Genomic DNA, 23,376 nt, shown 5'->3' with positions numbered 1-23,376 from the left:
CTTCCGTCGTGTCTGTGCCCGGCATCCCGTCACACCCCCAGTTGAAGGCCCTCTGCGGCCTCCTCGACCATACCGAGACCGAGCCTGCCGACTCGCACGGCGAAGGGCTCGCCCGCGACCACGAGCCCCGAGAACCTGATCGCCCCGAGCGGCGCCGACCGCAGGGGGTGCGTGGACACGGAGCGGCCCGGGGCGTCGGGCCGGACGCCGGCGAGGGCCAGCAACGCGTGGAGGGCTCCGGCGGCGGCGACGGCCGCCGGGCGGCACGCGGCGGGGTGGGGAACCGGTCGCCCGCCCGCCGTGCGCTGCTCCCCCGCGTACATCTCGGGCAGCCGGTACGCGAAGCTCTCCGCCGCGTCGAGCAGCCCGCGGAGCAGGGAGGCGGCCTCCTTCTCGTGGCCGAGGGCGGCGACCCCCGCCACCGCGACCGCCGTCTCGTGCACCCGCACGGCGCCCGCCCGATGCCCGAAGGGGTTGTACCCGGGCTCCTTGGCACCCAGGCTGCGCAGGCCCCAGCCGGAGTCCAGCGCGGGGGTGCCGAGCAGCCGCGCCACCTGCTCGGCCTCCGCCCTGTCCAGCAGTCCTTGGGCGAGGCGGCCGCCGCCGAGCAGTCCGGTGTCGAGGAGATGGGCCGCCCAGCCGCCGAGCTGGGGCCAGGTCCGGCCGTCCGGTCCGAGGGCGGCGGCGGGCCGTCCGCCGGCCGGGTCGTCGAGCCAGAACTCCCGCCGGAACTGCTCGCGCATCGCGCCCGCGGCCTCCAACAGCGCCTCTCCCCCGGGCCTTCCGCAGGCGCCCAGCAGGTCCGCGCCGAGCTGCGCCGCACGATGTGCGTGCGCCTGCGTCTCGGCGCGCCAGGGCCCGGCGGTCCCCGGGTCCGGGACGAGCCCGCTCGTGCCGGCGGTGCGGCGCAGCCACTCCAGGCATCGCTCCGCGGTGGGCAGCAGCTCTTCCAGGTCCGCCGTCGGCAGCCCCCAGCGGCGGGCCTCGGCGAGCACGACGGGGAAGGCGAGGGTGGCCTCGATTCCGGTGCAGTGGGGCGGCAGATGGGGTCCTGCGTCCCGGAGCGGGCCCGGGATGCGACCGGCCTCGGAGCCGCCGGACAGCTGGGACCGTCCGAGGGCGCGCAGGGTCGTGGCGGCGAGCCGGGTGCCGAGGGGCAGGGCCATCCTGGCCGCCCAGAGCGCCTCGGCGGTGACGGGTCCGCAGCGCCAGGGGACGCCCGCCGCCAGATGGACGCCGGTCGGATGGGCCGGGTCGCGCTGGAGCAGAGCCCGCAGGTCCTCGACCGAGGTGCGCAGCAGCTGCCCCGGGCGGGGGTCGTCGCCCTCGGCGAGGGCTTCGGCAAGGACGTGACCGCCCGGCCGCCCGGCGCCGCCCTGGGAACCGGCGGGACGGCCGGGCGCGCCGTCGCGTACCCGGAGCCGGACCGTGAAGGTGCCCCCGGGCGCCAGCTCGGCCTCCCAGCGCAGGACGCCCGCCGCGGCCAGGGCGTCCATGGGCGGCGGGTCCGCCGTGACGGTGACGGATCGTCCGCCCTCGCCGGTCCAGCGCAGGCCGGTGCCGTGGACGCTCGCCGTGAGCTCGGGTCCGGGCCGGCCGGACGCCACCGCCCCCAGGTCCGCGAGATCCGACCCCAGAGCGATTTCCACGGGGAGGCGCAGCGGGCGGGCGGCGGCACTGCGCAGCGTGATCCGCTCACTGCCGTCGGCGCTCCGGGTGCGTTCGACGGTGAGTCCGGGATCGGGGCCCAGGTCTCCTGGTGCTCGGAGGGCTCCGAGGAACACGGCCCGGTCCGCGGCGGCCATCCGGCCCTGGAGGGCGAGCGGTTCACGCCCCGCCACGCGGAGGACGCACCGGGAGAGGATCCGTCGGCCCGCCGCGTACACGCCCTCGGGTCCCTCCCCGGTGAGCTGGCCGTGCCCGGCGCTGACGGCGAGGGCGGGCAGTGCGACGCAGAGGAGCGCGTCGTGCACCGAGGGAAGGTCCACCGGCCGGACCGCGCGGGGCGGCGGAGCGCCGGCTGTGACCCCGGTCCGGTGCCCGGTGGGGCGGCCGGGCGTGTGACCGACGGGGGGTCCGGTGGGGCGGCCGGGGGCCGGGACGGGGCTGAGGGCCATGGCGGGTACGGGGTGCTCTCTGTGCGGACCGGGCGGCCGGCGCGGTGTCGGCGGGACGGTTCGGACGACTCCGCCAGAGAGCTGAACGCGCCGACCGGGGGCCGGGTCACGGTCCTCATCGGCCGCTCCTGGTGCCACGCTGCCCACCCTGCCGCGGCGACCGGCTTCCCGGCCTCCCCGCGGCGGGCCCGCCGGGCCGGACGCCGGCCGCGGTGCGCCGTTCCGCCGCAGCGGGCCCGCGACCGGCCTTCCGCACGGTCCGCCTGCTGCCCCGCGAGCGCGCGACGCGGGTCCGGACCTGCGCGGACACGCGGACAGCCGCCTCGTCCGCGGCAAGCCGGTCGTCCCGTTCGGCTCGCAGGCATGAGCGGAGCGACTCGGGATCGAGCCCCTCGTTGCACGCCTGGTGCAGCAGCCGGGCGAAGACGTACTCGGCGTCCACCTCGAGCGCGAGTCCGAGGGCGACCCGGGCGGTCGGCTCGTCGCCGGTGGACCAGGCGGCCCAGCCCGCGAGGGTGAGCGGTGCGGCGGAGTGCTCCTGGTAGGGGGCGACACAGCGTCGCGCCAGGACCCGCCAGAGGCGCAGCGCCGCGGCGCCCTCCCAGCCCTCCATCCATTCGGCGGCGCGGTCCCGGGTGGCCCGGTCCTGGAGTCCGATGATCAGGGTGGCCGCCTCGTCCGTCCCGACCAGGGCGTCGTCGGCCTCGTCCTCCGCCGCCCATCCGGCGGCGTCGATCCGGGCCGTCCTCGGGTCACCGGGACTCCCTGTGGAGCCGGTCGGCGCGGCCGCCTTCACCGGATGGGCGAAGCGGCGGAGCACCACGCGGGCGAGGCTCAGAGTCGCCTCGCGCACCTCCTCCCGCCCCTCGTCCTGGGCTCCGTCGATGATCCGGGGGACGGTGGCGGCGGCGCTCGCGTCGAGCGCCGAGCGCTGCTGCTCCTCCCGAGGCCCACCGGTGGGCCGGAACCGCCGCTGCATGTCCCGCAGGGTCCCCCGGACCTGGACGCCGGCGTAGGCCGCGGTCGCCGCCATCACCGTCGTACCGCTGAGGGCGAGCGGGGTTCCGTCGGGCGGGCAGCAGCGGGCGTCGGGGCAGCAGTAGGAGAAGTAGAGGCCGTCGGAGATGCAGAGGGCCTCGTAGACCGGGATGTCGAGGGCGCCACAGGCCGTGCGCAACCGCTGGGCGAAGGGGCGAAGGCGCTCCATGACCCTGCGTCCCGTCTCGCCCGCCCCAGGGTCCTGGCAGAGGAAGACGACGATGCCGTCGGGGCGGGCGCCGCTCCGTGCGCCTCCCTCCACGAGGCATTCGGCGAGGTGGTCGGCGGTGGTCGCCCATTCGCGGGGCGAACGGGGAATGCCGAGCCTGACCCGTCCGCCGAAGCGGCCGTGCTCGCCGTGGAGGGCGACGAGGACGACGGAGTCGGTGGGGTGGAAGCCCAGGACGAAGGGCAGGGCGTCGGCCAGTTCGGCGGGGCCGCGCAGGGTGATCTGGGTACGGGTGGGTCCGCTGGTTTCGTGGTGGTTCGCGTTCATGGTCAGGACGGTCTCGTGATCTCCCGAAATCCGAAACCCCTGTGGATAACTCCGAGAACGGGGCTTTCGTCGACCCGTTCGGGTTATCCACAGATCCGGCGCTCATTCGCCGGATGTCCGAGGCATCGGGTTGCATGGGGTCATGACCCACGCAGACCCCCTGGAAGACCGTGCGGCGCTCCGGACCGCCGCCGACGCCGTGCTCTCCCGTCTCGTCTCGGACCCGACCGGCACGGCGAGACTGCGCGAGGACCAGTGGCGGGCCATCGAGGCACTAGTGGCCGACCGGCGTCGCGCCCTGGTGGTGCAGCGGACGGGCTGGGGCAAGTCGGCCGTGTACTTCGTGGCGACCTCGCTGCTCCGCGAGCGCGGCAGCGGACCGACCGTGATCGTCTCCCCCCTGCTCGCGCTGATGCGCAACCAGGTGGAGGCGGCGGCGCGCGCGGGCATCCGTGCCCGGACGATCAACTCGTCGAACACGGAGGAGTGGGACACGGTCCAGGAGGAGGTGGCCGCCGGCGAGGTGGACGTCCTCCTGGTGAGCCCCGAGCGGCTCAACAACCCCGACTTCCGTGACCAGGTGCTGCCCCGGCTCGCCGCCGCGACCGGCCTGCTGGTGGTGGACGAGGCGCACTGCATCTCGGACTGGGGGCACGACTTCCGTCCCGACTACCGCCGGCTGCGCACGATGCTGGCGGACCTGCCGTCCGGGGTTCCGGTGCTCGCGACCACGGCGACGGCGAACGCCCGGGTGACGGCCGACGTGGCCGAGCAGCTCGGCACCGGCGCCGGGACGGACGCCCTGGTGCTGCGCGGCCCGCTGGACCGGGAGAGCCTGAGCCTGGGGGTGGTCCGGCTGCCGGACGCGGCCCACCGCCTGGCGTGGCTGGCCGACCACCTCGGCGAACTGCCCGGTTCCGGCATCATCTACACGCTGACGGTCGCCGCGGCGGACGAGGTCACGACCTATCTGCGCCAGTGCGGACACACGGTCTCCTCGTACACGGGCCGCACGGAGAACGCCGACCGGCAGCAGGCGGAGGACGACCTCCAGGCCAACCGGGTCAAGGCGCTCGTGGCGACCTCGGCCCTCGGCATGGGCTTCGACAAGCCCGATCTCGGCTTCGTGGTGCATCTCGGGTCGCCGTCCTCTCCGATCGCGTACTACCAGCAGGTCGGCCGTGCCGGGCGTGGTGTGGAGCACGCCGAGGTGCTGCTGCTGCCGGGGCAGGAGGACGAGGCGATCTGGCGGTACTTCGCGTCGGTGGCCTTCCCTCCCGAGGAGCAGGTGCGTCGGACCATCGACGTACTCGCCCACGCGGGCCGGCCCTTGTCGCTGCCCGCCCTGGAGCCTCTGGTCGAGCTGCGCAGGACCCGTCTGGAGACGATGCTCAAGGTCCTCGACGTGGACGGCGCGGTGCGGCGGGTGAAGGGCGGGTGGGAGAGCACGGGCCGTCCCTGGGTGTACGACACCGAGCGGTACGCCTGGGTGGCGCGGCAGCGGGCGGCGGAGCAGCAGGCGATGCGCGACTACGCGGCGTCCTCGGGATGCCGGATGGAGTTCCTGCGCCGCCAGTTGGACGACGAGGAGGCCGCGCCGTGCGGTCGCTGCGACAACTGCGCGGGGAGCCGGTTCGACCCGAAGGTCACCGACGCGGCGCTGGACGCGGCCAAGGGCGAGCTCGGCCGGCCGGGCGTGGAGGTCGAGCCGCGGAAGATGTGGCCGACCGGACTGGCGGCCGTCGGCGTCGATCTGAAGGGCCGTATCCCGGCGGGGGAACAGGCTTTCGGCGGCCGGGCTCTGGGACGCCTCTCGGACATCGGCTGGGGGAACCGGCTGCGTCCGCTCCTGGCCGACACCGCGGCCGACGGTCCCGTTCCAGACGATGTCGTGCAGGCGGTGGTGCATGTGCTCGCCGACTGGGCCAAGGGGCCCGGCGGTTGGGCCTCGGGGGCGTCCGACGCGCCCGCCCGCCCGGCCGGTGTGGTCACGGTGGCCTCCCACCGCAGGCCCCGGCTGGTGGGTTCGCTCGGGCAGCGGATCGCGGAGATCGGCAGGATGCCCCTGCTCGGGACGGTGGAGTACGCGCCGGAGGCGGAGGACGTGCGGCTGTCCCGGACCAACAGCGCCCAGCGGGTGGTGGGGTTGCAGCGCACGCTGACGGTCTCCACCGAGTTGGGTGAGCGGCTGGCCGCGGCCGGAGGGCCGGTGCTCCTCGTCGACGACCTGTCCGACAGCGGCTGGACCTTGGCGGTGGCGGCCCGGCTGCTGCGCCGGGCCGGAGCGGAAGGAGTGTTTCCGCTGGTGCTCGCAGTCCAAGGGTGAAACGGGAGGGGAAACGGGGAGTGAACAATGGGCGACTGGGCAGGGATATGAAAGGCATACCGACGCAATCCCGTCAGCGGCCTCAATTGCTCATTGCCGCTCGCCCCAGGGCCCGCAAGAATTGGGAAACCGCCTCGCACGCCCCGCCAGCGGTCTGGACGGGCTGTGCTGTGGTGCGCCCTCACCCGACCTTGCCCGCCTTGCGGGCGCGTATCCGAAGGGAGGACCGTGACCCTCGGATTCGCTCCGCCCACAGCCGCCTCGCTCAGATCGTCGTCCGAGTCCGCCAACCGCCTCGCTCGGGTACTCGAACCGGCCGAGTGGGCCGCGGCGGGGATCCCGCTGCTGCGCAGTCCGCGCGAGGTCGTCGGCGGACTGCACTCGCGCCACGCGCCCACGCCCTCGACGGCGGTCCTCGCGATCCTCGACCACGAGGAACGGATCGCCGCCAGCGCGTCGTTCGTCCGTCGCCCGACTCCGGCGGACGGCTGGGAGTTCCGCAACGCGCTGCTCGCGCATCTGCGGCGGGTCATCCCGCACGACCTCCGCAGACGGACTCCGGTGCGCACGGCGGTGCTGATGTACTGCCGCGACGGTGACGAGCGCTGGACCGAGGAGGACGGCGCGTGGATGTGGGGGCTCAGGGACGCCTGCACCCTGCACGGCCTCCGCTGCGGCGCGTACATCACGCTGACCCGGGCGGGCTGGCAGGTGCTCGGCGAGGGGCGCGGAGGGCGCCGCCCGAGTTCCGACTCGCTCCCCCTGCCGCTCGGCGAGGGGTCGGCCGAGCTCGGCCGGCTGACGCCGAGAACCGCGAGCGGGGCTACCGAGCCCCTGCGCCGGGCCGCCGCGCGCTGAGGACGCGGAGGACGTCGACCTCCGCCGGACCCGGTTCGGTCCGGCGGAGGGGCCGTCGATCAGACTCCGGCGCCCGCTCCGAGGAGCGTCGTGACGCGCTGCGGGTCACCGCAGACGACGAGCAGGACTCCGGCGCGGGCCATGGCGGACGGCAGCGCCTCGGCGGCTGTCCGGTCGTCCCCGCCGTTCACGGCGACGATCACCACGGGGCGGGAGGCCGCCCGCTCCACTGCGGCGGCGGGCGCGAAGAACACGTCGTCACCGCTGTCCTGCTGGGCCCAGTAGGCGGCCTCGCCGAAGGTCATCTCGTGCGCGGCCCACGGGTGCGGGTCGCCGGTGGTGAGCACCAGGACCTCGCCCGGCGCCCGCCCGCTCTCCAGGAGCAGGTCCAGTGCCTCCTCGGCGGCGTCGAGCGCACCGTCGGCGGGGGCCGGGATCAGCTGGAGCTGGGGGGTGGATCGCTGATCGGAACGATTCTCCGCGGTGTTCGCCGGAGAGGGCCCGGCACCGAGGTGCGGGCGAGGTGCCGGAGCCGCGGGCCTGGCGGGGCCGGGAACGGGGCGTCCGGGACGCGGTGAGGCCGCGGTACGCGGGCCGGGTACGGGACGGGGGGTCGACGCGGGGCGGCCGGCGGCCGCGGTGGCGCGGGGACCCTGGGCGCTCTCGTGAATCTGAGGCTCCTCGGGGATGAGAGGCATGGGTGGATGTCTATCAAACGCCGCTGCGCGGGGCACCGGCGGGTGGGCGCACATGTGCACCCCGGCCGCGTGGAGGACCCGGTCCCTGGGACGGGGCCGCGGTTCCGTGACCGGAAGTTCAGAAGTCGAAGCCGAGTTGGCCCCCGCTCTCCAGCGCGACCGCCTCGGCGGAGAGGCGGACCTTCTTGAGGTGGCGCCACCTGGGCATGGCGTCCAGGTACGACCAGGAGAGACGGTGGTGCGGGGTGGGCCCCAGCTCTTCGAGAGCCGCTTTGTGGACCGGGGAAGGGTAGCCCGCGTTGGCGTCGAAGGCGTATGCCGCGTACTCCTCGGCGTCCACGCACATCCGGGCCATGACGGTGTCGCGCCGGACCTTGGCGATGACGGAGGCGGCGGCCACGGCGATGCAGGACTGGTCGCCCTTGATCACGGTGCGCACCTGCCAGGGGCTGCCGAGGTAGTCGTGCTTGCCGTCGAGGATCACCGCGTCGGGCCGGACGGGGAGGCCTTCCAGGGCCCGGACGGCCGCGAGGCGCAGGGCGGCGGTCATCCCGAGCTCGTCTATCTCCTGAGGAGAGGCGTCGCCGAGGGCGTAGGCCGTGACCCAGCGCTCCAGCTCCGCGGCGAGCGCGGTGCGGCGCTTGGGGGTGAGCAGTTTGGAGTCGGTGAGCCCTTCGGGCGCCCGGCGCAGTCCGGTGACGGCGGCGCACACGGTGACGGGGCCGGCCCACGCCCCGCGTCCGACCTCGTCGACTCCGGCAACGATCTTGGCTCCGGTGGTGGCTCGGAGCGATCGCTCGACGGTGTGGGTGGGTGGTTCATACGGCATGGCGCCTGACAGGTTACGCCGCCCGGCACCGAGTGCGATACCCGGATTCCCGTCAGGCGCCCGAAGGGTCGGCTCCGAGCTGTCGCGGGCCCGTGCCGGCCGCCCCTCGGAGGCCTCCCGTCCGGGTCAGGCGCGGAGGAGCGGCACCATGATCCGGTCGATCAGATCGGCGATCTCGACATCCGTCCATTCGCTCGCGCACACTTTCGATCGATACATCATCATCGCGGGAACGACATCGACGACGAGATCGTTGTTCGCGTCCGCCCGCACCTCACCTCTGGCGATTCCGCGGCGCAGTACCTCACGGAAGAGCCGGGCGGAGGGCTCGACGACGCCCGTCACGATCAGGCCGTGGAACCGTTCGGCGGCCTCCGCGTCGCATTCGTGAAGGACTGCACGCAGCGCGAAGCCGGGCTTGGAGTACATGACATCGCGGACGCGGCGGCACAGCTCGTACAGCTCCTCGCGCACGTCGCCGAGATCCGGCGCTTCGTCGAGGGCGGGAAGACCGGCCTGGAGCGCGTCCGCGACGAGGTCTTCCTTCGAGGGCCACCGGCGGTACACCGCGGCTTTGCCCGTCTGAGCGCCGACCGCGACACCCTCCATCGTCAGACCGTTCCAGCCGACGCGGCCCAGCTGCTCCAGCGCGGCTTCCAGAATGGCCCGCTCGAGTACGGGGCCACGACGCCGCAGCGCCACCCTCTCCGGCCGAGCGGCGGCCGCGGAGCGCGAAGTAACCATCAGGATCTCTCCGTTGAGACGGTGTCATGTCGTCGGCGGTGCCGAGTGAACGGTTGCGTTCACTCGGGGGGACTCACTACCGTGATGAACAGTGAACGGGCGCGTTCACTAATTCTTCCGTGGGGGATCCATAGTGACAACTTCTCCGGTCGACACACAGGCCAAGGACGGACCAGCTCGCGCCGGAGGACGGCCGGGTATCGCCTTGACGGTCATCGCCGCCTGCCAGCTGATGGTCGTGCTCGACGCCACCATCGTGAACATCGCCCTGCCCCACATCCAGGACGCGCTGTCCTTCTCGACCACCGACCTGTCGTGGGTGCTCAGCGCCTACACGCTCACCTTCGGCGGTCTGCTGCTCCTCGGGGGACGGGCCGGAGACATCCTGGGACGCCGCCGGGTGTTCATGGCCGGCATCCTGCTCTTCACCTTCGCCTCGCTGCTCGGCGGCTTCGCCCAGGAGCCCTGGCATCTACTCGCCGCGCGGGCGCTCCAAGGCGTCGGCGGCGCCATCGCCTCGCCCACCTCGCTCGCGCTGATCACCACGACCTTCCCCGAAGGGCCGGAACGCAACCGGGCGTTCGGCGTGTTCGCCGCCGTCTCCGCCGGTGGCGGCGCGATCGGTCTGCTGGCCGGCGGCCTGCTCACCGAATGGCTGGACTGGCGCTGGGTGCTCTTCGTGAACGTCCCGATCGGCCTCCTGATCGCCTTCCTGGCCCCGCGCTACATCGCCGAGTCCGAGCGGCACCCCGGCCGGTTCGACATCGCGGGCGCCGCGACCTCGACCCTCGGCATGGCGGCGCTGGTCTACGGCTTCATCCGGGCGTCCGAGGAGGGGTGGAAGGACTCGCTCACCATCGGGTCCTTCGTGTCGGCGGTCGTCCTGCTCGTCGCGTTCGCCGTGGTGGAGTCCCGCGCGAAAGAGCCGATCACCCCGCTCCGCATGTTCGCGGACCGCAACCGCTCGGGCACGTACGTCATCATGCTGAGCCTGGCGGCCGCCATGTTCGGCATGTTCTTCTTCATCGTGCTGTGGGTGCAGAACGTCCTGGGGTACAGCCCGATCCAGTCCGGACTCGCCTTCCTTCCCGTGACCTTCGCGATCGGCGCCGGCGCGGGCCTCGCCCAGCGGTTGCTGCCGGTGATCGGCCCCAAGCCGTTCATGGTGAGCGGTGCGGCGATCACCGGCACGGGTCTGTTCTGGCTGACCTTCATCAGCGCGGACAGCAGCTACGCGAGCGGCGTCCTCGGCCCGATGATCCTCTTCGGCTTCGGCATGGGCCTCAACTTCGTGACGCTCACCCTCACGGCCGTCTCCGGAGTGGCGCAGCACGAGGCGGGGGCCGCGTCGGGCCTGCTCAACGCCACCCAGCAGGTCGGTGGTTCGCTGGGCCTCTCCATCCTCGTCACGATCTTCGGAACGGCGAGCCGGGAGGAGGGCGAGAGGCAGCTGCCCGACTTCCTCGCCAAGGCGACACCCGAGCAGCAGGCCGAGGCGATGAAGACGAAGGAGCTGCCCGCGCCCTGGGGCCACGAGGTGCTGACCTCCGGCATCTCCTCGGCCTTCACCGCCGCCGTCGTCATGGTGCTGATCGCGCTGGTGACGGCCGTACTGGTGATCAGGGTCCGCAAGAGCGATCTGGAGGCGCTCAGCGGCCGCGCGGAGGCCGCGGGGCCGGTGGCGTGACGACGCGACCGGTGAGCTGACGACGCACCGACGGCCCCGGACCTTCGCACGCGCGGGCCCGGGGCTGTCGTGCCGTATCAGGCCGTCTGGACCGAAGCCCACTCCGGCAGGTCCTCGGTCTGGCGCAGCCACTCCGCCGGCGGCGCGCCGGTGGTCGCCGCGGCCACCACGCCGCCGGCGATGGCGCAGGTCGTGTCGACGTCGCCGCCGACCTGTGCGGTCGTCCAGAACACCCGCTCGAAGTCACCGAGGCCGCGGGCGGCCGACCAGAGCGCGAAGGGAACCGTGTCGTGCGCGCTGGTGCGCCGGCCGCTGCCCAGGACGGCGGCGACCGTTCCGGCGTCGCCGTAGTCGAGCATGTCGCGCGCCCGGCGCAGGCCCGCGCCGACGGCGCTGCGGGGCACCAGGGCGACGACCCCGTCGAGCAGCGCCTCCGGTGTGGGCGGTCCGGCCGGGTCAGCGGCCAGGGCTGCCGCCGCGGCGACGGCCATGGCGCCCACCACGGCCTCACGGTGCTGGTGGGTCGTGTAGGCGGAGATCTCGGCCTGATGCGTCGCCTGCTCCGGGTCGTCCGCGTACCAGGCGCCGAGGGGCGCGATCCGCATCGCGGCGCCGTTGCCCCAGGAGCCCTGCCCCTGGAAGAGCGCGGCGGCCAGCTCACGCCAGTCGCCACCCTCCCGGATCAGGCGGAGCATGCGGTTGACCGCGGGCCCGTAGCCCCGGTCGAAGTCGTGGTGCCGGGCGAACGACATGGCCAGGGCGTCCTGGTCGATCCGTTCGTGGCGGGCGAGGACGGCCAGGACGGAGCAGGCCATCTCGGTGTCGTCGGTCCACTGCCAGGGGCCGTCGGGCAGCTCGCGGCGCTTCAGCAGGGGATAGTTGGCGGGTACGAAGAACTGGGAGCCCAGGGCGTCTCCCACGGACAGCCCGCGCAGGCTGGCCAGGGCGCGGTCGAAGCGCCGGTCGAATGAGGAGTCAGCGGTCATCGGTCTGCCACTCTATCCGGTGGGGCCGTACGGTTCCGGGGTGCGCCAGCGTTCGAACGGCCTGTCCAGACGGTATCGCCCGTGCGCGTCGAGCGTGAGCGTGCGGGTCTCGGCGTTGCCGGGGTTCGACAGCGACTCGAAGTCCGCGACGGTCCAGTGGAACCATCGCATGCAGAACAGCCGCATGGTCAGTCCGTGGGTGACGATCAGGACGTTCGGCGGGTGGTCGGGCGCCTCGAAGCTGCGGTAGAGGCTCTCCAGGAACGCGCCGACCCGGTCGTAGACGTCCGCCCCCGACTCGCCCTGGGCGAAGCGGTAGAAGAAGTGCCCGTACGCGTCCCGGTAGGCCTTCTGCAGGCGTACGTCCTCCCTCTCCTGCCAGTTGCCCCAGTCCTGCTCCCGGAGCCGGGGCTCCTCCCGGACCCGGACCTGCTCCGGGGGCAGCCGGAAGGCCCGGAGCGTCTCGTGGGTGCGCCGGTACGGCGAGACGTAGACGCTGACCGCCTCGTCCCCGAAGAGTTCCCGCAGCCGCTCCCCCGTCTCCTCCGCCTGTCGCCATCCGGTCTCCGTGAGCCGCAGGGCGTGATCGGGCTCCCGTTCGTACACCGTGTCATCGACATTGCCCTCGGACTCTCCGTGCCGTACGAGGACGATGCGCCGCGGTCGTGCCATACCCCGACCCTAGATCGCCGTTCCCGGGCAGGCTCAACCGAGGAGGCGTCCGGAGTCCATCCGGCGTATGTGCCCGGTGAAGCGGTGGCGCAGCGCACGGTCGTGCGAGACGACGACCAGGGCTCCGGTCCACTGCTCCAGGGCCTGCTCCAATTCCTCCACGAGCCCGGGGGCCAGGTGGTTGGCCGGCTCGTCGAGCAGGAGCAGGTCGGCGGGCCGCGCCAGGAGCCGGGCGAGGGCGAGCCGGCGGAGCTGGCCGGCGGAGAGGGCGCCGACCGGTACGTCGAGGTCGCCCACCCGGAACAGTCCGTACGAGAGGAGCAGTTCCGCCCGCTCGTCCTCGGCGAGGGCGAGTCCTCGGCCGAAGCAGGTCAGGAGTCGCTCGTCCGGACGCCGGACCGTGATCTCCTGGGCCAGGTATCCGACGCGTCCGGCGCGGTGGACGACTCCGGCGTCGGGGTCGTCCGCACCCGCCATGATCCGTAGCAGTGTCGACTTGCCCGCGCCGTTGCCGCCGTGGACGAGCAGCCGCTCCCCGGCACGGACGGTGAGGGCGTCCACGCGGAGGCGGTCCGCGACCCGCACTCCGGTCAGGGTGACGAGTGCTCCCTCCGCTCCGTCCGTCCGGGGGCGCGCGGAGAAGGAGAGCGGTGCGGGCGGCGGGGGGACGGGCTCCTCGCGGAGGCGTTTCAGCCGCTCCCGGGCGTTGCGGACCCGGCCCGAGACGGAGGCCTGGACCCGTCCTGCCGCCCGGTCGAAGGCCATCTTGTTGTTGTCCTTCATCTCCCTCCCCTGTGCGACTCCGTGGGCCGTGGTCGAGGCGTACGCCTCCAGCCGCGCCGTCTCCTCGCACCATTCCTCGTAGTCCTGCTCCCACCGTCGCCGCGCGGCAGCGCGCGCCGTGCGGTAGCCGGCGTATCCGTCTCCGTACCGCGCGAGCGCACGCCGGTCGGCGTCGACCTCGACGATCGCGGTGGCGACCCGCTCCAGGAAGGTCCGGTCGTGGGAGACGGCCACGACCGTCCCGCGGTGCGCCACGAGGGCCTGCTCCAGCCAGTCGAGACCCTGCGCGTCGAGGTGGTTGGTGGGTTCGTCGAGCAGGAGCACCTCGGGCCCCGCGGCGACCGCGCAGGCGATGCCGAGCCGGGCCAGCTCGCCGCCGGAGAGGCTGCCGAGTGTCCGCGCACGGCCGGTCCCCGCGAGGCCGAGTCCGTACAGCGCCTTGTCGACCCGGGCGTCCGCCTCGTAGCCGCCTCTCAGCTCGTAGGCGGTGAGGAGCTCGCCGTAGGCGTCGAGCTCGGCCGCGTCCGCCGCGTCGAGCCGGCTTTCGAGTTCCCGCAGCCGCCGCTCCATGGCGCGGAGCTCGGCGAGGGCGGCGTCGATGGCGTCGCCGACGGTGGAGCCGGCCGGCAGCTCGGGGGTCTGGGCCAGCATGCGCAGACCGCCGTCGGCGACGGTGACGACGCTGCCCTCGTCCGGCTGGTCCGCCCCGGCGAGGAGCCGGAGCAGGGTCGACTTCCCCGCGCCGTTCTCCCCGACGATCCCGATCCGCTCCCCGGGGCGCACGGAGAGCGAGACCTGGTCGAGGAGCAGTCGGTCGCCACGGGAGACGACGACGTCGTGCAGTGAGATCTGAGTGGGCAAGGGCGCCTCCAACGGCCGAGAGTCAAATGCAACCTGGATCGCATTAAGACGAGTGTGGCACACTCGATCACCTAACGCAACGGGAGTGGCAATTGAACGACTCGATCGAGGACCGCCCGGCCCCGGCGCCGGGCAGCATGCGCCCCGGCGGCCGTACGGCCCGCACCCGGGCGGCCGTCCGCGACGCCGTCCTGACCGGCCTGTCCGAGCACGGCTACCCCGCACTGACCGTGGAGTACGTGGCCGAACACTCGGGAGTCCACAAGACGACGCTCTACCGTCGCTGGGGCAGCGTCGAGGGCCTCCTGGCGGACGCGCTGGAGCTGGCGAACGAGGACGCCTGGACACCGCCGGACACCGGCACCCTCGCCGGGGATCTGCACGCACTCGCGCACGAGGTCGTCGACGCGTTCGGCGATCCGGCCGTCGCGGCGGCTCCCACGGCGTTCGTCGGGGCCGCGTTCCAGTCCCCGCGGGCGGCGCAGGCCCTGCACGCCTTCTACGCCGAGCGCTTCCGCCGCTGCGAGATCGTCGTCGAACGGGCGGTCGGCCGCGGCGAGGCACCTCGCGAGACCGACGCGGGCGCCGTCGTCCGGGCGGTCTCCGCCCCCCTGTTCCTACGGCTCTTCGTCACCCGCGAACCGATCGACGGCGCGCTCGCGGACCAAGCGGCGCGCACGGTCCTGGCCGGCGTCGAAGCCGGTGCCTACGCGCCCGCGTAGGCCCTGCTCCCCCGTGCTTCCGGGAGCCCGCGATCACCCGGCCGCGCCCGTGGAAAGCTGCGCAGCACGGCCGCACGAGGACAGGAGTCGAACCAGCGCGGGGCCGTGCGAGCCGGGCTCGCGCGGAGTCCGGTCCCGTTCAGACCGTCCAGGCCGGTTCGAGCTGCACCACGTCCCCGGCCAGCGCCGCCACATCGGCGTCGGTCCTCGCCCGGAGCCCGAGCCGCTCGATCCGCTCCACCCGGTACTTCCCGTGCTCAGCGGCGGACTGCCACATCGACAGCACCAGGAACTCGCTGCCGGGCGCCTCGCCGAACAGCCCCCGCAGCATCCCGGGAGACCCCGCCATCGCCGGGTTCCACACCTTCTCCTGCATCAGCGCGAAGTGCTCGGCGCGGTCCTCGTGAACCCGGCAGTGCGCGACCCTGGCCACGTCCGCGTCGGCGAACCGCGGCTCGAACCCGGTCTTCACGTCGAAGCGGTGGTCGAACAGCTTGACCTGGCTGTCCTTGAAGGTGCCCGCCTGCGTCGCCGCCAGGCGATCGTGCGAGCGCGCCATGAAGGAGTCGTAAAAGGCGCGGCTCTCCCAGAACCCGAAGACATGGGCGACGTCCGGCCGAGATCGGCTCCAACCGCCGCCCTGCCCCCGGAACCCCGGCTCACCGAGCAGCCCCGCCCATTTCCGCTGCCCCCGCTCGAACCCTCGACGGTCCGTGACGGTGCAGCGAATCCACTTGACCAGCACCGCGCCATCGTACGGCGCGGACGACCGCCCCGGCAGGCCTCGTCGGGCTCCCACGGGGCGCGCTCGTCCCCGATCGGCGCGCGTCCTCCTGCCCCGCTCGCCCGCACGTTTGAATCGAGCCATTGATGCATCGAGATCCGGCTCCACATCGCTGCACGAACCATTCGCCTCCTCGACCCCCGGGCTCTCTGTCGGAGCACCGTGACACCATGAGCAACCGGTCGGCGACCACAGGCAGATGAAGGGGCCGGCGGGACGACGCGAGGCGTGCGCGGGGGCGTGCGCGGAGAGGGGAAGCACCATGAGCGGACTCAACAAAGGGGTGAGCCGCGTCGAGGTGACGCTCAAGTGGGACCCTGCCCCGAGCGGCGCACCGGCCCACGACCTGGACATCGTCGCCGGTGTCTTCGACGCGGAGGACACCCACGGGACGCCGGTCCAGCTGGTGCACTTCGGGAGCCGGTCCCCCGACGGCACGATCACCCTCCACCGGGACAGCCGCACGGGTCAGGGGTTCGGCTACGACGAGGCCATGACCCTGGAACTCGACCGGCTGGCACCGCGGTACGCGCGCGTGGTGGTGGGCGTTGCCATACAGCAGGGCGGCGGGCGGCGGTCCTTCGGCGACGTGGCGAACACGGGCGTACGGGTCCGCGAGGGCTACACGGACCTGCTGCTCCATGACTTCGCGGACGTACCGGACGCCCTCTCGGCGACGGTCGTGGAGTTCACGAGAGAGGGCGCCGACGGCTGGACGTACCGCCCGATCAGCCACGGCTTCGACGCCGATCCCCAGGCGTTCGGCGCGGTCCTCGGCTCCGCACGCCCCTGAGGTCGGGACTCCCCCGGACGGAATCTCCCCGGTCCGGGTACGGCGAAGGGGACCGGCGCGAGGCCGGTCCCCTTCACTGGTCAGCCAGACGGTGTCAGCTGCAGCCGCTGGTCGAGCCGCAGCCCTCGCAGATGTAGCAGGAGCCTGCGCGCTGCATCTTCGTCCCGCAGGAGAAGCAGAGCGGGGCGTCGGCGCTGATGCCGAGCTGCATCTCGACGAGCTCGGCCGAGGTGTGCGCCTGCTTCGGGGCCGGGACCTCGATCTTCGGGGCAGGGGCCGCGACGGCCTTCAGCTCCTGGGCGCGGGGGGCCGACTGGGCCAGGGCCTCGACGTCGACGTCCTCGGCCTGCTCGTACGAGCCGGTGTCGAGGTGCCGCTGACGCTCCTCGGCGGAGTGGATGCCGAGGGCGGAGCGGGTCTCGAAGGGCAGGAAGTCGAGTGCCAGGCGGCGGAAGATGTAGTCGACGATCGACTGCGCCATCCGCACGTCCGGGTCGTCCGTCATGCCGGCCGGCTCGAAGCGCATGTTGGTGAACTTCGAGACGTAGGTCTCCAGCGGAACGCCGTACTGGAGGCCGACGGAGACGGCGATGGAGAAGGCGTCCATCATGCCCGCGAGCGTCGAGCCCTGCTTGGACATCTTGAGGAAGACCTCGCCGAGACCGTCGTCCGGGTAGGAGTTGGCGGTCATGTAGCCCTCGGCGCCGCCGACGGTGAAGGAGGTGGTGATCCCCGGCCGGCCCTTGGGCAGACGCTTGCGGACCGGACGGTACTCGACGACCTTCTCGACGGCCTCGCGGATCGTCGCCTCGGTCTTCGCGGTGACCTCTTCCTTCTCCTCCTCCTTCTTCTTGGCGGAGAGGGGCTGGCCGACCTTGCAGTTGTCGCGGTAGATGGCGAGCGCCTTGACGCCCATCTTCCAGGCCTCGAAGTAGACCTCCTCGACGTCCTCGACCGTGGCCGTCTCCGGCAGGTTCACGGTCTTGGAGAGGGCGCCCGAGATCCACGGCTGGATGGCCGCCATCATGCGGACGTGGCCCATCGCGGAGATGGAGCGCTCGCCCATCGCGCAGTCGAAGACCTCGTAGTGCTCGGTCTTGAGACCGGGGGCGTCGATCACGTTGCCGTGTTCGGCGATGTGGGCGACGATCGCCTCGACCTGCTCCTCCTGGTAGCCCAGGCGGCGCAGGGCCTGCGGGACGGTGCCGTTGACGATCTGCATCGAGCCGCCGCCGACGAGCTTCTTGAACTTGACCAGGGCGAGGTCGGGCTCGAGGCCGGTGGTGTCGCAGGACATCGCGAGACCGATGGTGCCGGTCGGGGCGATGACCGACGCCTGGGCGTTGCGGAAGCCGTTCTTGGCGCCGAGGCGGATCACGTCCTGCCAGGCCTCCGTGGCAGCGGCCCAGATCGGCGAGTCCAGGTCGTCCGTGCGGACGGCCTTGGTGTTCTCGTCGGCGTGCTGCTGCATGACGCGCTGGTGCGGCTCGGCGTTGAGGGCGTAGCCGTCGTACGCGCCGACGACCGCGGCGAGCTCGGCGGAGCGCTTGTAGGAGGTGCCGGTCATCAGGGAGGTGATGGCACCGGCGAGGGCGCGGCCGCCGTCGGAGTCGTACGCGTGGCCGGTCGCCATCAGCAGGGCGCCGAGGTTGGCGTAGCCGATGCCGAGCTGGCGGTAGGCGCGGGTGTTCTCGCCGATCTTCTGGGTGGGGAAGTCGGCGAAGCAGATGGAGATGTCCATCGCGGTGATGACGAGCTCGACGACCTTGGCGAAGCGCTCGACGTCGAAGGACTGGTTGCCCTTGCCGTCGTCCTTGAGGAACTTCATCAGGTTCAGGGAGGCGAGGTTGCAGGACGTGTTGTCCAGGTGCATGTACTCGCTGCACGGGTTCGAGCCGTTGATGCGGCCGGACTCGGGGCAGGTGTGCCAGTGGTTGATCGTGTCGTCGTACTGGATGCCCGGGTCGGCACAGGCCCACGCGGCCTCGGCCATCTTGCGGAAGAGCGACTTGGCGTCGACCTCCTCGATGACCTCGCCGGTCATCCGGGAGGTGAGGCCGAACTTCCCGCCGGACTCGACGGCCTTCATGAACGTGTCGTTCACGCGGACGGAGTTGTTGGCGTTCTGGTACTGGACGGACGTGATGTCGTCGCCGCCCAGGTCCATGTCGAAGCCCGCGTCGCGCAGCGCGCGGATCTTCTCCTCCTCCTTGACCTTGGTCTCGATGAAGTCCTCGATGTCGGGGTGGTCGACATCGAGGATGACCATCTTGGCCGCGCGGCGGGTCGCGCCGCCCGACTTGATCGTTCCGGCGGAGGCGTCGGCGCCGCGCATGAACGAGACCGGGCCGGAGGCGTTGCCGCCGGAGGAGAGCAGCTCCTTGGAGGAGCGGATGCGGGAGAGGTTCAGGCCGGCGCCGGAGCCGCCCTTGAAGATCATGCCCTCTTCCTTGTACCAGTCGAGGATGGACTCCATGGAGTCGTCGACGGCGAGGATGAAGCAGGCGGAGACCTGCTGGGGCTGGGGCGTGCCGACGTTGAACCAGACCGGCGAGTTGAAGCTGAAGATCTGGTGCAGGAGGGCGTAGGCCAGCTCGTGCTCGAAGATCTCGGCGTCGGCGGGCGAGGAGAAGTAGCCGTGGTCCTCGCCGGCCTTCGTGTACGTCTTCACGATGCGGTCGATGAGCTGCTTGAGACCGGTCTCGCGCTGCGGGGTGCCGACGGCCCCGCGGAAGTACTTGCTGGTGACGATGTTGACCGCGTTCACCGACCAGAAGTCGGGGAACTCGACGCCACGCTGCTCGAAGTTGATCGAGCCGTCGCGCCAGTTGGTCATGACGACGTCACGACGCTCCCACGCCACCTCGTCGTACGGGTGCACGCCGGGGGTGGTGTGGATGCGCTCGATGCGCAGTCCCTTGCCCGTGGCCTTCGTCCCCTTGGAACGAGAACCACGTGCCGGACCGCTCGCCGTCTCTGTCATGCCGCCTCCCATATACGGGCAAAACACACTTTGGCGCCCAAATAGTCCCAGGGCACCGTCTTCTGTACGTCGTTCTGTACTGCTGCCACGAGCGTCACGGGGTCGCTCGGGGCACGTCTGCAGGGCCGCTCGGCGCGGCCGGTCGCCGGGCACGGGACCCGGACCGCCGGTCAGTCGGCGGCGGTGGCGGGAACGGGGACCTCGGGGGTCGCACCGGTCCCGCAGTTCTCGACGGAGGGCCGCACGCGGAGTTCCGCGATGGCGGCCTCGAAGTCTTCGAGGCTGTCGAAAGCCTTGTACACGGACGCGAAGCGCAGGTAGGCGACGAGGTCGAGCTCCTGCAACGGGCCGAGGATGGCCAGACCCACGTCGTGGGTGGTCAGCTCGGCACTGCCGGTGGCGCGCACCGCCTCCTCGACCCGCTGGCCGAGCTTGGCGAGGGCGTCCTCGGTGACCGGTCGCCCCTGGCACGCCTTGCGTACGCCCGAGATGACCTTGGTACGGCTGAAGGGCTCGGTGACACCGGACCGCTTCACCACCATGAGCGAGCACGTCTCCACCGTCGTGAAGCGACGGGAGCAGTCGGGGCACTGGCGACGACGCCGGATCGACGTCCCGTCGTCGGTGGTGCGACTGTCGACGACTCGGCTGTCGGGGTGCCTGCAGAAGGGGCAGTGCATAGGTTCCGACCCTCCCTCACGGCACGACTGGTGAACCCCGCACGGCCGTCAAGGCCGTTCGACGCGACCACCAGCATAGGCGATGCGGGCACCCCCGACAGACGGGGGACCACTACCCCTAGGTGGCCGGTGCCATCCAACCACTAGATCTTGGGTTGTAGGCGATTCGGGACCTTCCGCGTGTCGCGGGGCGCCCGCTCCCGCGATTCGGCCCCTCCCGGTGCGACACTGAGAGGGCGCACCGCGCGCGGCGACAGCCGCGAAACGCCACCGCAAAGCCGCTCCGGGACGGTCGCGCATGAGTGCCCATACACCCGCATGCATACACGCGTAAGGCAATCTGCGAATTTTCACTCGAACGTGTGTTTGGCGCAACCTTTCGAAAGCCACTACCGTTGTGCCAGCCAGGGAGACCATTCGAGAGGGGCCGACGACGTGACCACCACCGCAGACAGTGCCACCATCACCGCCCAGGACCGCTCCCAGGGCCGACTCGAGCCGGTGCACGCCATGAACGACGCAAGCATGAACGGTGAGGACCCCGGGCGCCCCGCCCGCGCCCTCCCCGGGCGACCTCCAGGCATCCGGGCCGACAGCTCCGGCCTCACGGACCGGCAGCGCAGGGTCATCGAAGTCATCCGCGACTCGGTCCAGCGGCGCGGCTACCCGCCGTCGATGCGCGAGATCGGCCAGGCCGTCGGCCTGTCCAGCACGTCCTCCGTGGCACACCAGCTCATGGCGCTCGAGCGCAAGGGCTTCCTCCGCCGGGACCCGCACCGTCCCCGCGCGTACGAGGTACGCGGCTCCGACCAGCCGAGCACTCAGCCGACGGACACCACGGGCAAGCCCGCAGCGTCCTACGTGCCCCTGGTCGGCCGGATCGCCGCCGGTGGCCCGATCCTGGCCGAGGAGTCGGTCGAGGACGTCTTCCCCCTCCCCCGACAGCTCGTCGGTGACGGCGAGCTCTTCGTCCTCAAGGTCGTCGGCGACTCCATGATCGAGGCCGCCATCTGCGACGGGGACTGGGTCACCGTCCGCCGCCAGCCGGTCGCGGAGAACGGCGACATCGTCGCGGCCATGCTGGACGGCGAGGCCACGGTCAAGCGCTTCAAGCGCGAGGACGGCCACGTCTGGCTGCTCCCGCACAACGCGGCGTACCAGCCGATCCCCGGCGACGAGGCGACCATCCTCGGCAAGGTCGTGGCGGTGCTCCGGCGGGTCTGACCACCTCGCCGGCTCTGACCGGGCCCCGGGACCCACTGCGCCGGTCCCGGGGCCCTGCCATGTCCTGTCCGAGCCCCGGTGCGCCCGGCTCGGACAGGGTGGGCCTCAGGCCTCCGCCGCCTTCGACGCGGCGTCGATGGCCGCCAGCGACTTCCGCACCTGGTTGCGATCGGTCGTGTACCAGAAGTCGGGCAGCGAGGCCTTCAGATAGCTGCCGTACCGGGCCGTGGCCAGCCGCGGATCGAGAACCGCCACGACGCCCCGGTCCCCCGTCGCCCGGACGAGACGGCCGGCGCCCTGAGCCATGAGCAGGGCCGCGTGGGTCGCCGCGACCGCCATGAAGCCGTTGCCCCCGGCCTCCTCGACGGCCTTCTGCCGGGCGCTCATCAGCGGGTCGTCCGGGCGCGGGAACGGGATCTTGTCCATGACGACCAGCTGACAGCTGGCCCCCGGGACGTCCACGCCCTGCCAGAGCGACAGCGTGCCGAACAGACAGGTCTTCGGATCGGCGGCGAAGTTCTTGATCAACTCGCCCAGGGTGTCCTCACCCTGGAGCAGGATCGGCAGCTCGGGGACGCGGACCCGCAGCTCCTCCGCCGCCTGCTGGGCCGCCCGCATCGAGGAGAAGAGGCCGAGGGTGCGCCCGCCGGCCGACTGCATCAGCTCGGTCAGCTCGTCCAGCATGTCGCCCCGGTCGCCGTCCCGCGCGGGCCGGGACAGGTGCTTGGCGACGTAGAGGATGCCCTGCCGGGGATAGTCGAACGGGGAGCCGACATCGATCCCCTTCCAGACGGGCAGGTCGTCGCCCGTGATGCCCTCCGGGGCGAGACCCAGAGACGCGCCGACGCCGTTGAAGTCGCCACCCAGCTTGAGCGTCGCCGAGGCCAGGACCACCGACCGCTCCGTGAACAGCTTCTCCCTCAGGAGGCCCGACACGGTGAGCGGCGCGACCCGCACCGACGCGCCGAAGCGGTCGTGGCGCTCGTACCAGACGACGTCGTACTCCGAGCCGTGCGTGATGCGCTCCGCCACACCGTGGACGGTCTCCACCGAGGCCATGGCCTGCCGGCGCACCGCGTCCTCGTCCTGGACCGACCGGTCCCGGGTGGAACCCAGGGCGGTGATCACGGCTCGGGCGGCGTCCCGGAGCGCCATCAGCGCGTACGCGAGGTCCTCCGGGATCTCCTCCAGGCGCCCCGGCAGGGCCAGCTCCATGACCCGCTCGAAGCCCTCGGCGGCGGTCTGCAGCTGGTCGGCGATCTTCTCGTCGACCAGCTTCGCGGACCGGCGCACCGCACGGTTGACCTGGCCCGGGGTGAGCTCGCCGGTGGCGACCCCGGTGACCCGGGAGACGAGCTCGTGGGCCTCGTCGACGATCAGCACCTCGTGCTGCGGGAGCACCGGGGCGCCCTCGATGGCGTCGATCGCGAGGAGGGCGTGGTTGGTGACGACCACGTCGGCGAGCTTGGCCCGCTCGCGGGCCGACTCGGCGAAGCACTCCGGGCCGTACGCGCACTTGGTGGCCCCGAGGCACTCCCGGGAGGAGACCGAGACCTGCGCCCAGGCCTTGTCGGAGACGCCGGGCGTCAGGTCGTCCCGGTCGCCGGTCTCCGTCTCGTCCGACCAGTCCCGGAGGCGCATCAGGTCCTGGCCCAGCTTGCTGGTGGGCGCGGCCGCCTCGAACGGGTCGAAGAGCCCGTCCTCCTCGTCCTGCGGGACTCCTTCATGAAGCCGGTGCAGGCAGAGGTAGTTCGACCGGCCCTTGAGCATGGCGAACTGGGGGCGGCGGCGCAGCTGCGGATGCAGCGCGTCGACCGTGCGCGGGAGGTCGCGCTCGACGAGCTGGCGCTGGAGCGCCAGGGTGGCCGTGGCCACCACCACCCGCTCGCCCTGGGCCAGTGCCGGCACCAGGTAGCCGAGCGACTTTCCGGTGCCGGTACCGGCCTGGACGAGGAGGTGGGAATTGTCGTCGATGGCCTCGGCCACGGCCTCGGCCATGGTGACCTGGCCGGGCCGCTCCGTGCCGCCGACGGCGGTCACGGCGGCATGGAGGAGCTCGGGGAGGGATGGCTTCGTCATAGCCCCTCCACCCTAC

18 protein-coding genes are annotated in these 23,376 nt (G+C 72.3%); 6 read left to right on the top strand and 12 right to left on the bottom strand.

The annotated features are described in order from the left end of the window. Positions 1-29: 29 nt before the first annotated feature. The gene (locus ACF09E_RS32185; protein WP_392209310.1) at positions 30-2,117 is read right to left on the bottom strand and encodes a glycogen debranching N-terminal domain-containing protein; all 2,088 of its coding nucleotides are present in this window, start codon (positions 2,115-2,117) and stop codon (positions 30-32) included. Between the two features lie 115 nt (positions 2,118-2,232). Further along, positions 2,233-3,651 (bottom strand): DUF4192 domain-containing protein, encoded by a 1,419-nt coding sequence (locus tag ACF09E_RS32180; RefSeq protein ID WP_392209308.1) that lies wholly within the window; start codon positions 3,649-3,651, stop codon positions 2,233-2,235. A 142-nt stretch (positions 3,652-3,793) separates the two neighbouring features. Here ACF09E_RS32180 and ACF09E_RS32175 point away from each other — a divergent pair, with 142 nt between their 5' ends. After that, positions 3,794-5,977 carry a RecQ family ATP-dependent DNA helicase gene (locus tag ACF09E_RS32175; RefSeq protein ID WP_392209306.1) on the top strand — a complete coding sequence of 728 codons (2,184 nt, stop codon included), beginning with the start codon at positions 3,794-3,796 and terminating at the stop codon, positions 5,975-5,977. A gap of 228 nt (positions 5,978-6,205) precedes the next feature. After that, positions 6,206-6,835, top strand: coding sequence for a hypothetical protein (locus ACF09E_RS32170; protein WP_361846426.1), 630 nt, complete (start codon positions 6,206-6,208; stop codon positions 6,833-6,835). A gap of 59 nt (positions 6,836-6,894) precedes the next feature. Here the strand turns inward: ACF09E_RS32170 and ACF09E_RS32165 are convergent, their stop codons facing one another. The 3 genes from ACF09E_RS32165 to ACF09E_RS32155 all read right to left on the bottom strand — a co-directional run bounded on the left by ACF09E_RS32165 (position 6,895) and on the right by ACF09E_RS32155 (position 9,106). Beyond that, positions 6,895-7,533 (bottom strand): hypothetical protein, encoded by a 639-nt coding sequence (locus tag ACF09E_RS32165; RefSeq protein WP_392209304.1) that lies wholly within the window; start codon positions 7,531-7,533, stop codon positions 6,895-6,897. A 118-nt stretch (positions 7,534-7,651) separates the two neighbouring features. Further along, positions 7,652-8,362: a ribonuclease HII gene (locus ACF09E_RS32160; RefSeq protein ID WP_392209302.1), complete on the bottom strand. Its 711-nt coding sequence runs from the start codon at positions 8,360-8,362 to the stop codon at positions 7,652-7,654. A gap of 126 nt (positions 8,363-8,488) precedes the next feature. Beyond that, complete coding sequence (locus tag ACF09E_RS32155) at positions 8,489-9,106, bottom strand: TetR/AcrR family transcriptional regulator (RefSeq protein ID WP_392209300.1); 618 nt, start codon at positions 9,104-9,106, stop codon at positions 8,489-8,491. Positions 9,107-9,239: 133 nt separating this feature from the next. Between ACF09E_RS32155 and ACF09E_RS32150 the strand changes: the two genes are divergently transcribed. Next, positions 9,240-10,793, top strand: coding sequence for an MFS transporter (locus ACF09E_RS32150; RefSeq protein ID WP_392209298.1), 1,554 nt, complete (start codon positions 9,240-9,242; stop codon positions 10,791-10,793). Between the two features lie 77 nt (positions 10,794-10,870). Here the strand turns inward: ACF09E_RS32150 and ACF09E_RS32145 are convergent, their stop codons facing one another. From ACF09E_RS32145 to ACF09E_RS32135, 3 genes are read right to left on the bottom strand one after another with little or no spacing between them, the layout of a single operon-like run. Next, complete coding sequence (locus ACF09E_RS32145; protein ID WP_392209296.1) at positions 10,871-11,779, bottom strand: ADP-ribosylglycohydrolase family protein; 909 nt, start codon at positions 11,777-11,779, stop codon at positions 10,871-10,873. Positions 11,780-11,791: 12 nt separating this feature from the next. After that, positions 11,792-12,451, bottom strand: coding sequence for a histidine phosphatase family protein (locus ACF09E_RS32140; protein WP_392209294.1), 660 nt, complete (start codon positions 12,449-12,451; stop codon positions 11,792-11,794). A gap of 33 nt (positions 12,452-12,484) precedes the next feature. After that, positions 12,485-14,095, bottom strand: a complete 1,611-nt coding sequence (locus tag ACF09E_RS32135) for an ABC-F family ATP-binding cassette domain-containing protein (protein ID WP_392209292.1) — start codon at positions 14,093-14,095, stop codon at positions 12,485-12,487. Between the two features lie 137 nt (positions 14,096-14,232). Between ACF09E_RS32135 and ACF09E_RS32130 the strand changes: the two genes are divergently transcribed. After that, positions 14,233-14,817, top strand: coding sequence for a TetR/AcrR family transcriptional regulator (locus ACF09E_RS32130; RefSeq protein ID WP_392209481.1), 585 nt, complete (start codon positions 14,233-14,235; stop codon positions 14,815-14,817). A 139-nt stretch (positions 14,818-14,956) separates the two neighbouring features. Here the strand turns inward: ACF09E_RS32130 and ACF09E_RS32125 are convergent, their stop codons facing one another. Next, on the bottom strand, positions 14,957-15,562 hold the full coding sequence (locus ACF09E_RS32125; protein WP_361846441.1) for a YdbC family protein: 606 nt from the start codon (positions 15,560-15,562) through the stop codon (positions 14,957-14,959). Between the two features lie 301 nt (positions 15,563-15,863). On the opposite strand from ACF09E_RS32125, the gene ACF09E_RS32120 reads away from it, so the two are divergent. Then, entirely contained in the window at positions 15,864-16,394 is a 531-nt protein-coding gene (locus ACF09E_RS32120) for a TerD family protein (protein WP_392209290.1), read from the top strand. Positions 16,395-16,488: 94 nt separating this feature from the next. On the opposite strand, the gene ACF09E_RS32115 is transcribed toward ACF09E_RS32120, so the two are convergent. Both ACF09E_RS32115 and nrdR read right to left on the bottom strand, forming a co-directional pair. Continuing rightward, positions 16,489-19,377 (bottom strand): vitamin B12-dependent ribonucleotide reductase, encoded by a 2,889-nt coding sequence (locus ACF09E_RS32115; protein ID WP_392209288.1) that lies wholly within the window; start codon positions 19,375-19,377, stop codon positions 16,489-16,491. A 170-nt stretch (positions 19,378-19,547) separates the two neighbouring features. After that, the gene (gene nrdR, locus ACF09E_RS32110) at positions 19,548-20,057 is read right to left on the bottom strand and encodes a transcriptional regulator NrdR (RefSeq protein ID WP_392209286.1); all 510 of its coding nucleotides are present in this window, start codon (positions 20,055-20,057) and stop codon (positions 19,548-19,550) included. A gap of 435 nt (positions 20,058-20,492) precedes the next feature. Between nrdR and lexA the strand changes: the two genes are divergently transcribed. Continuing rightward, a complete protein-coding gene (gene lexA, locus ACF09E_RS32105; RefSeq protein ID WP_361846449.1) occupies positions 20,493-21,281 on the top strand; it encodes a transcriptional repressor LexA in 789 nt (262 codons plus the stop codon). A gap of 105 nt (positions 21,282-21,386) precedes the next feature. On the opposite strand, the gene ACF09E_RS32100 is transcribed toward lexA, so the two are convergent. Beyond that, positions 21,387-23,360 (bottom strand): ATP-dependent DNA helicase, encoded by a 1,974-nt coding sequence (locus ACF09E_RS32100; RefSeq protein WP_392209284.1) that lies wholly within the window; start codon positions 23,358-23,360, stop codon positions 21,387-21,389. Positions 23,361-23,376 lie beyond the last annotated feature (16 nt).

Origin of the sequence: Streptomyces sp. NPDC014891, from assembly GCF_043081085.1 — a bacterium.
GTDB lineage: Bacteria > Actinomycetota > Actinomycetes > Streptomycetales > Streptomycetaceae > Streptomyces.
Note: the sequence above shows the minus strand (reverse complement) of the source record. Positions and strands in the feature narration are given on the sequence as shown.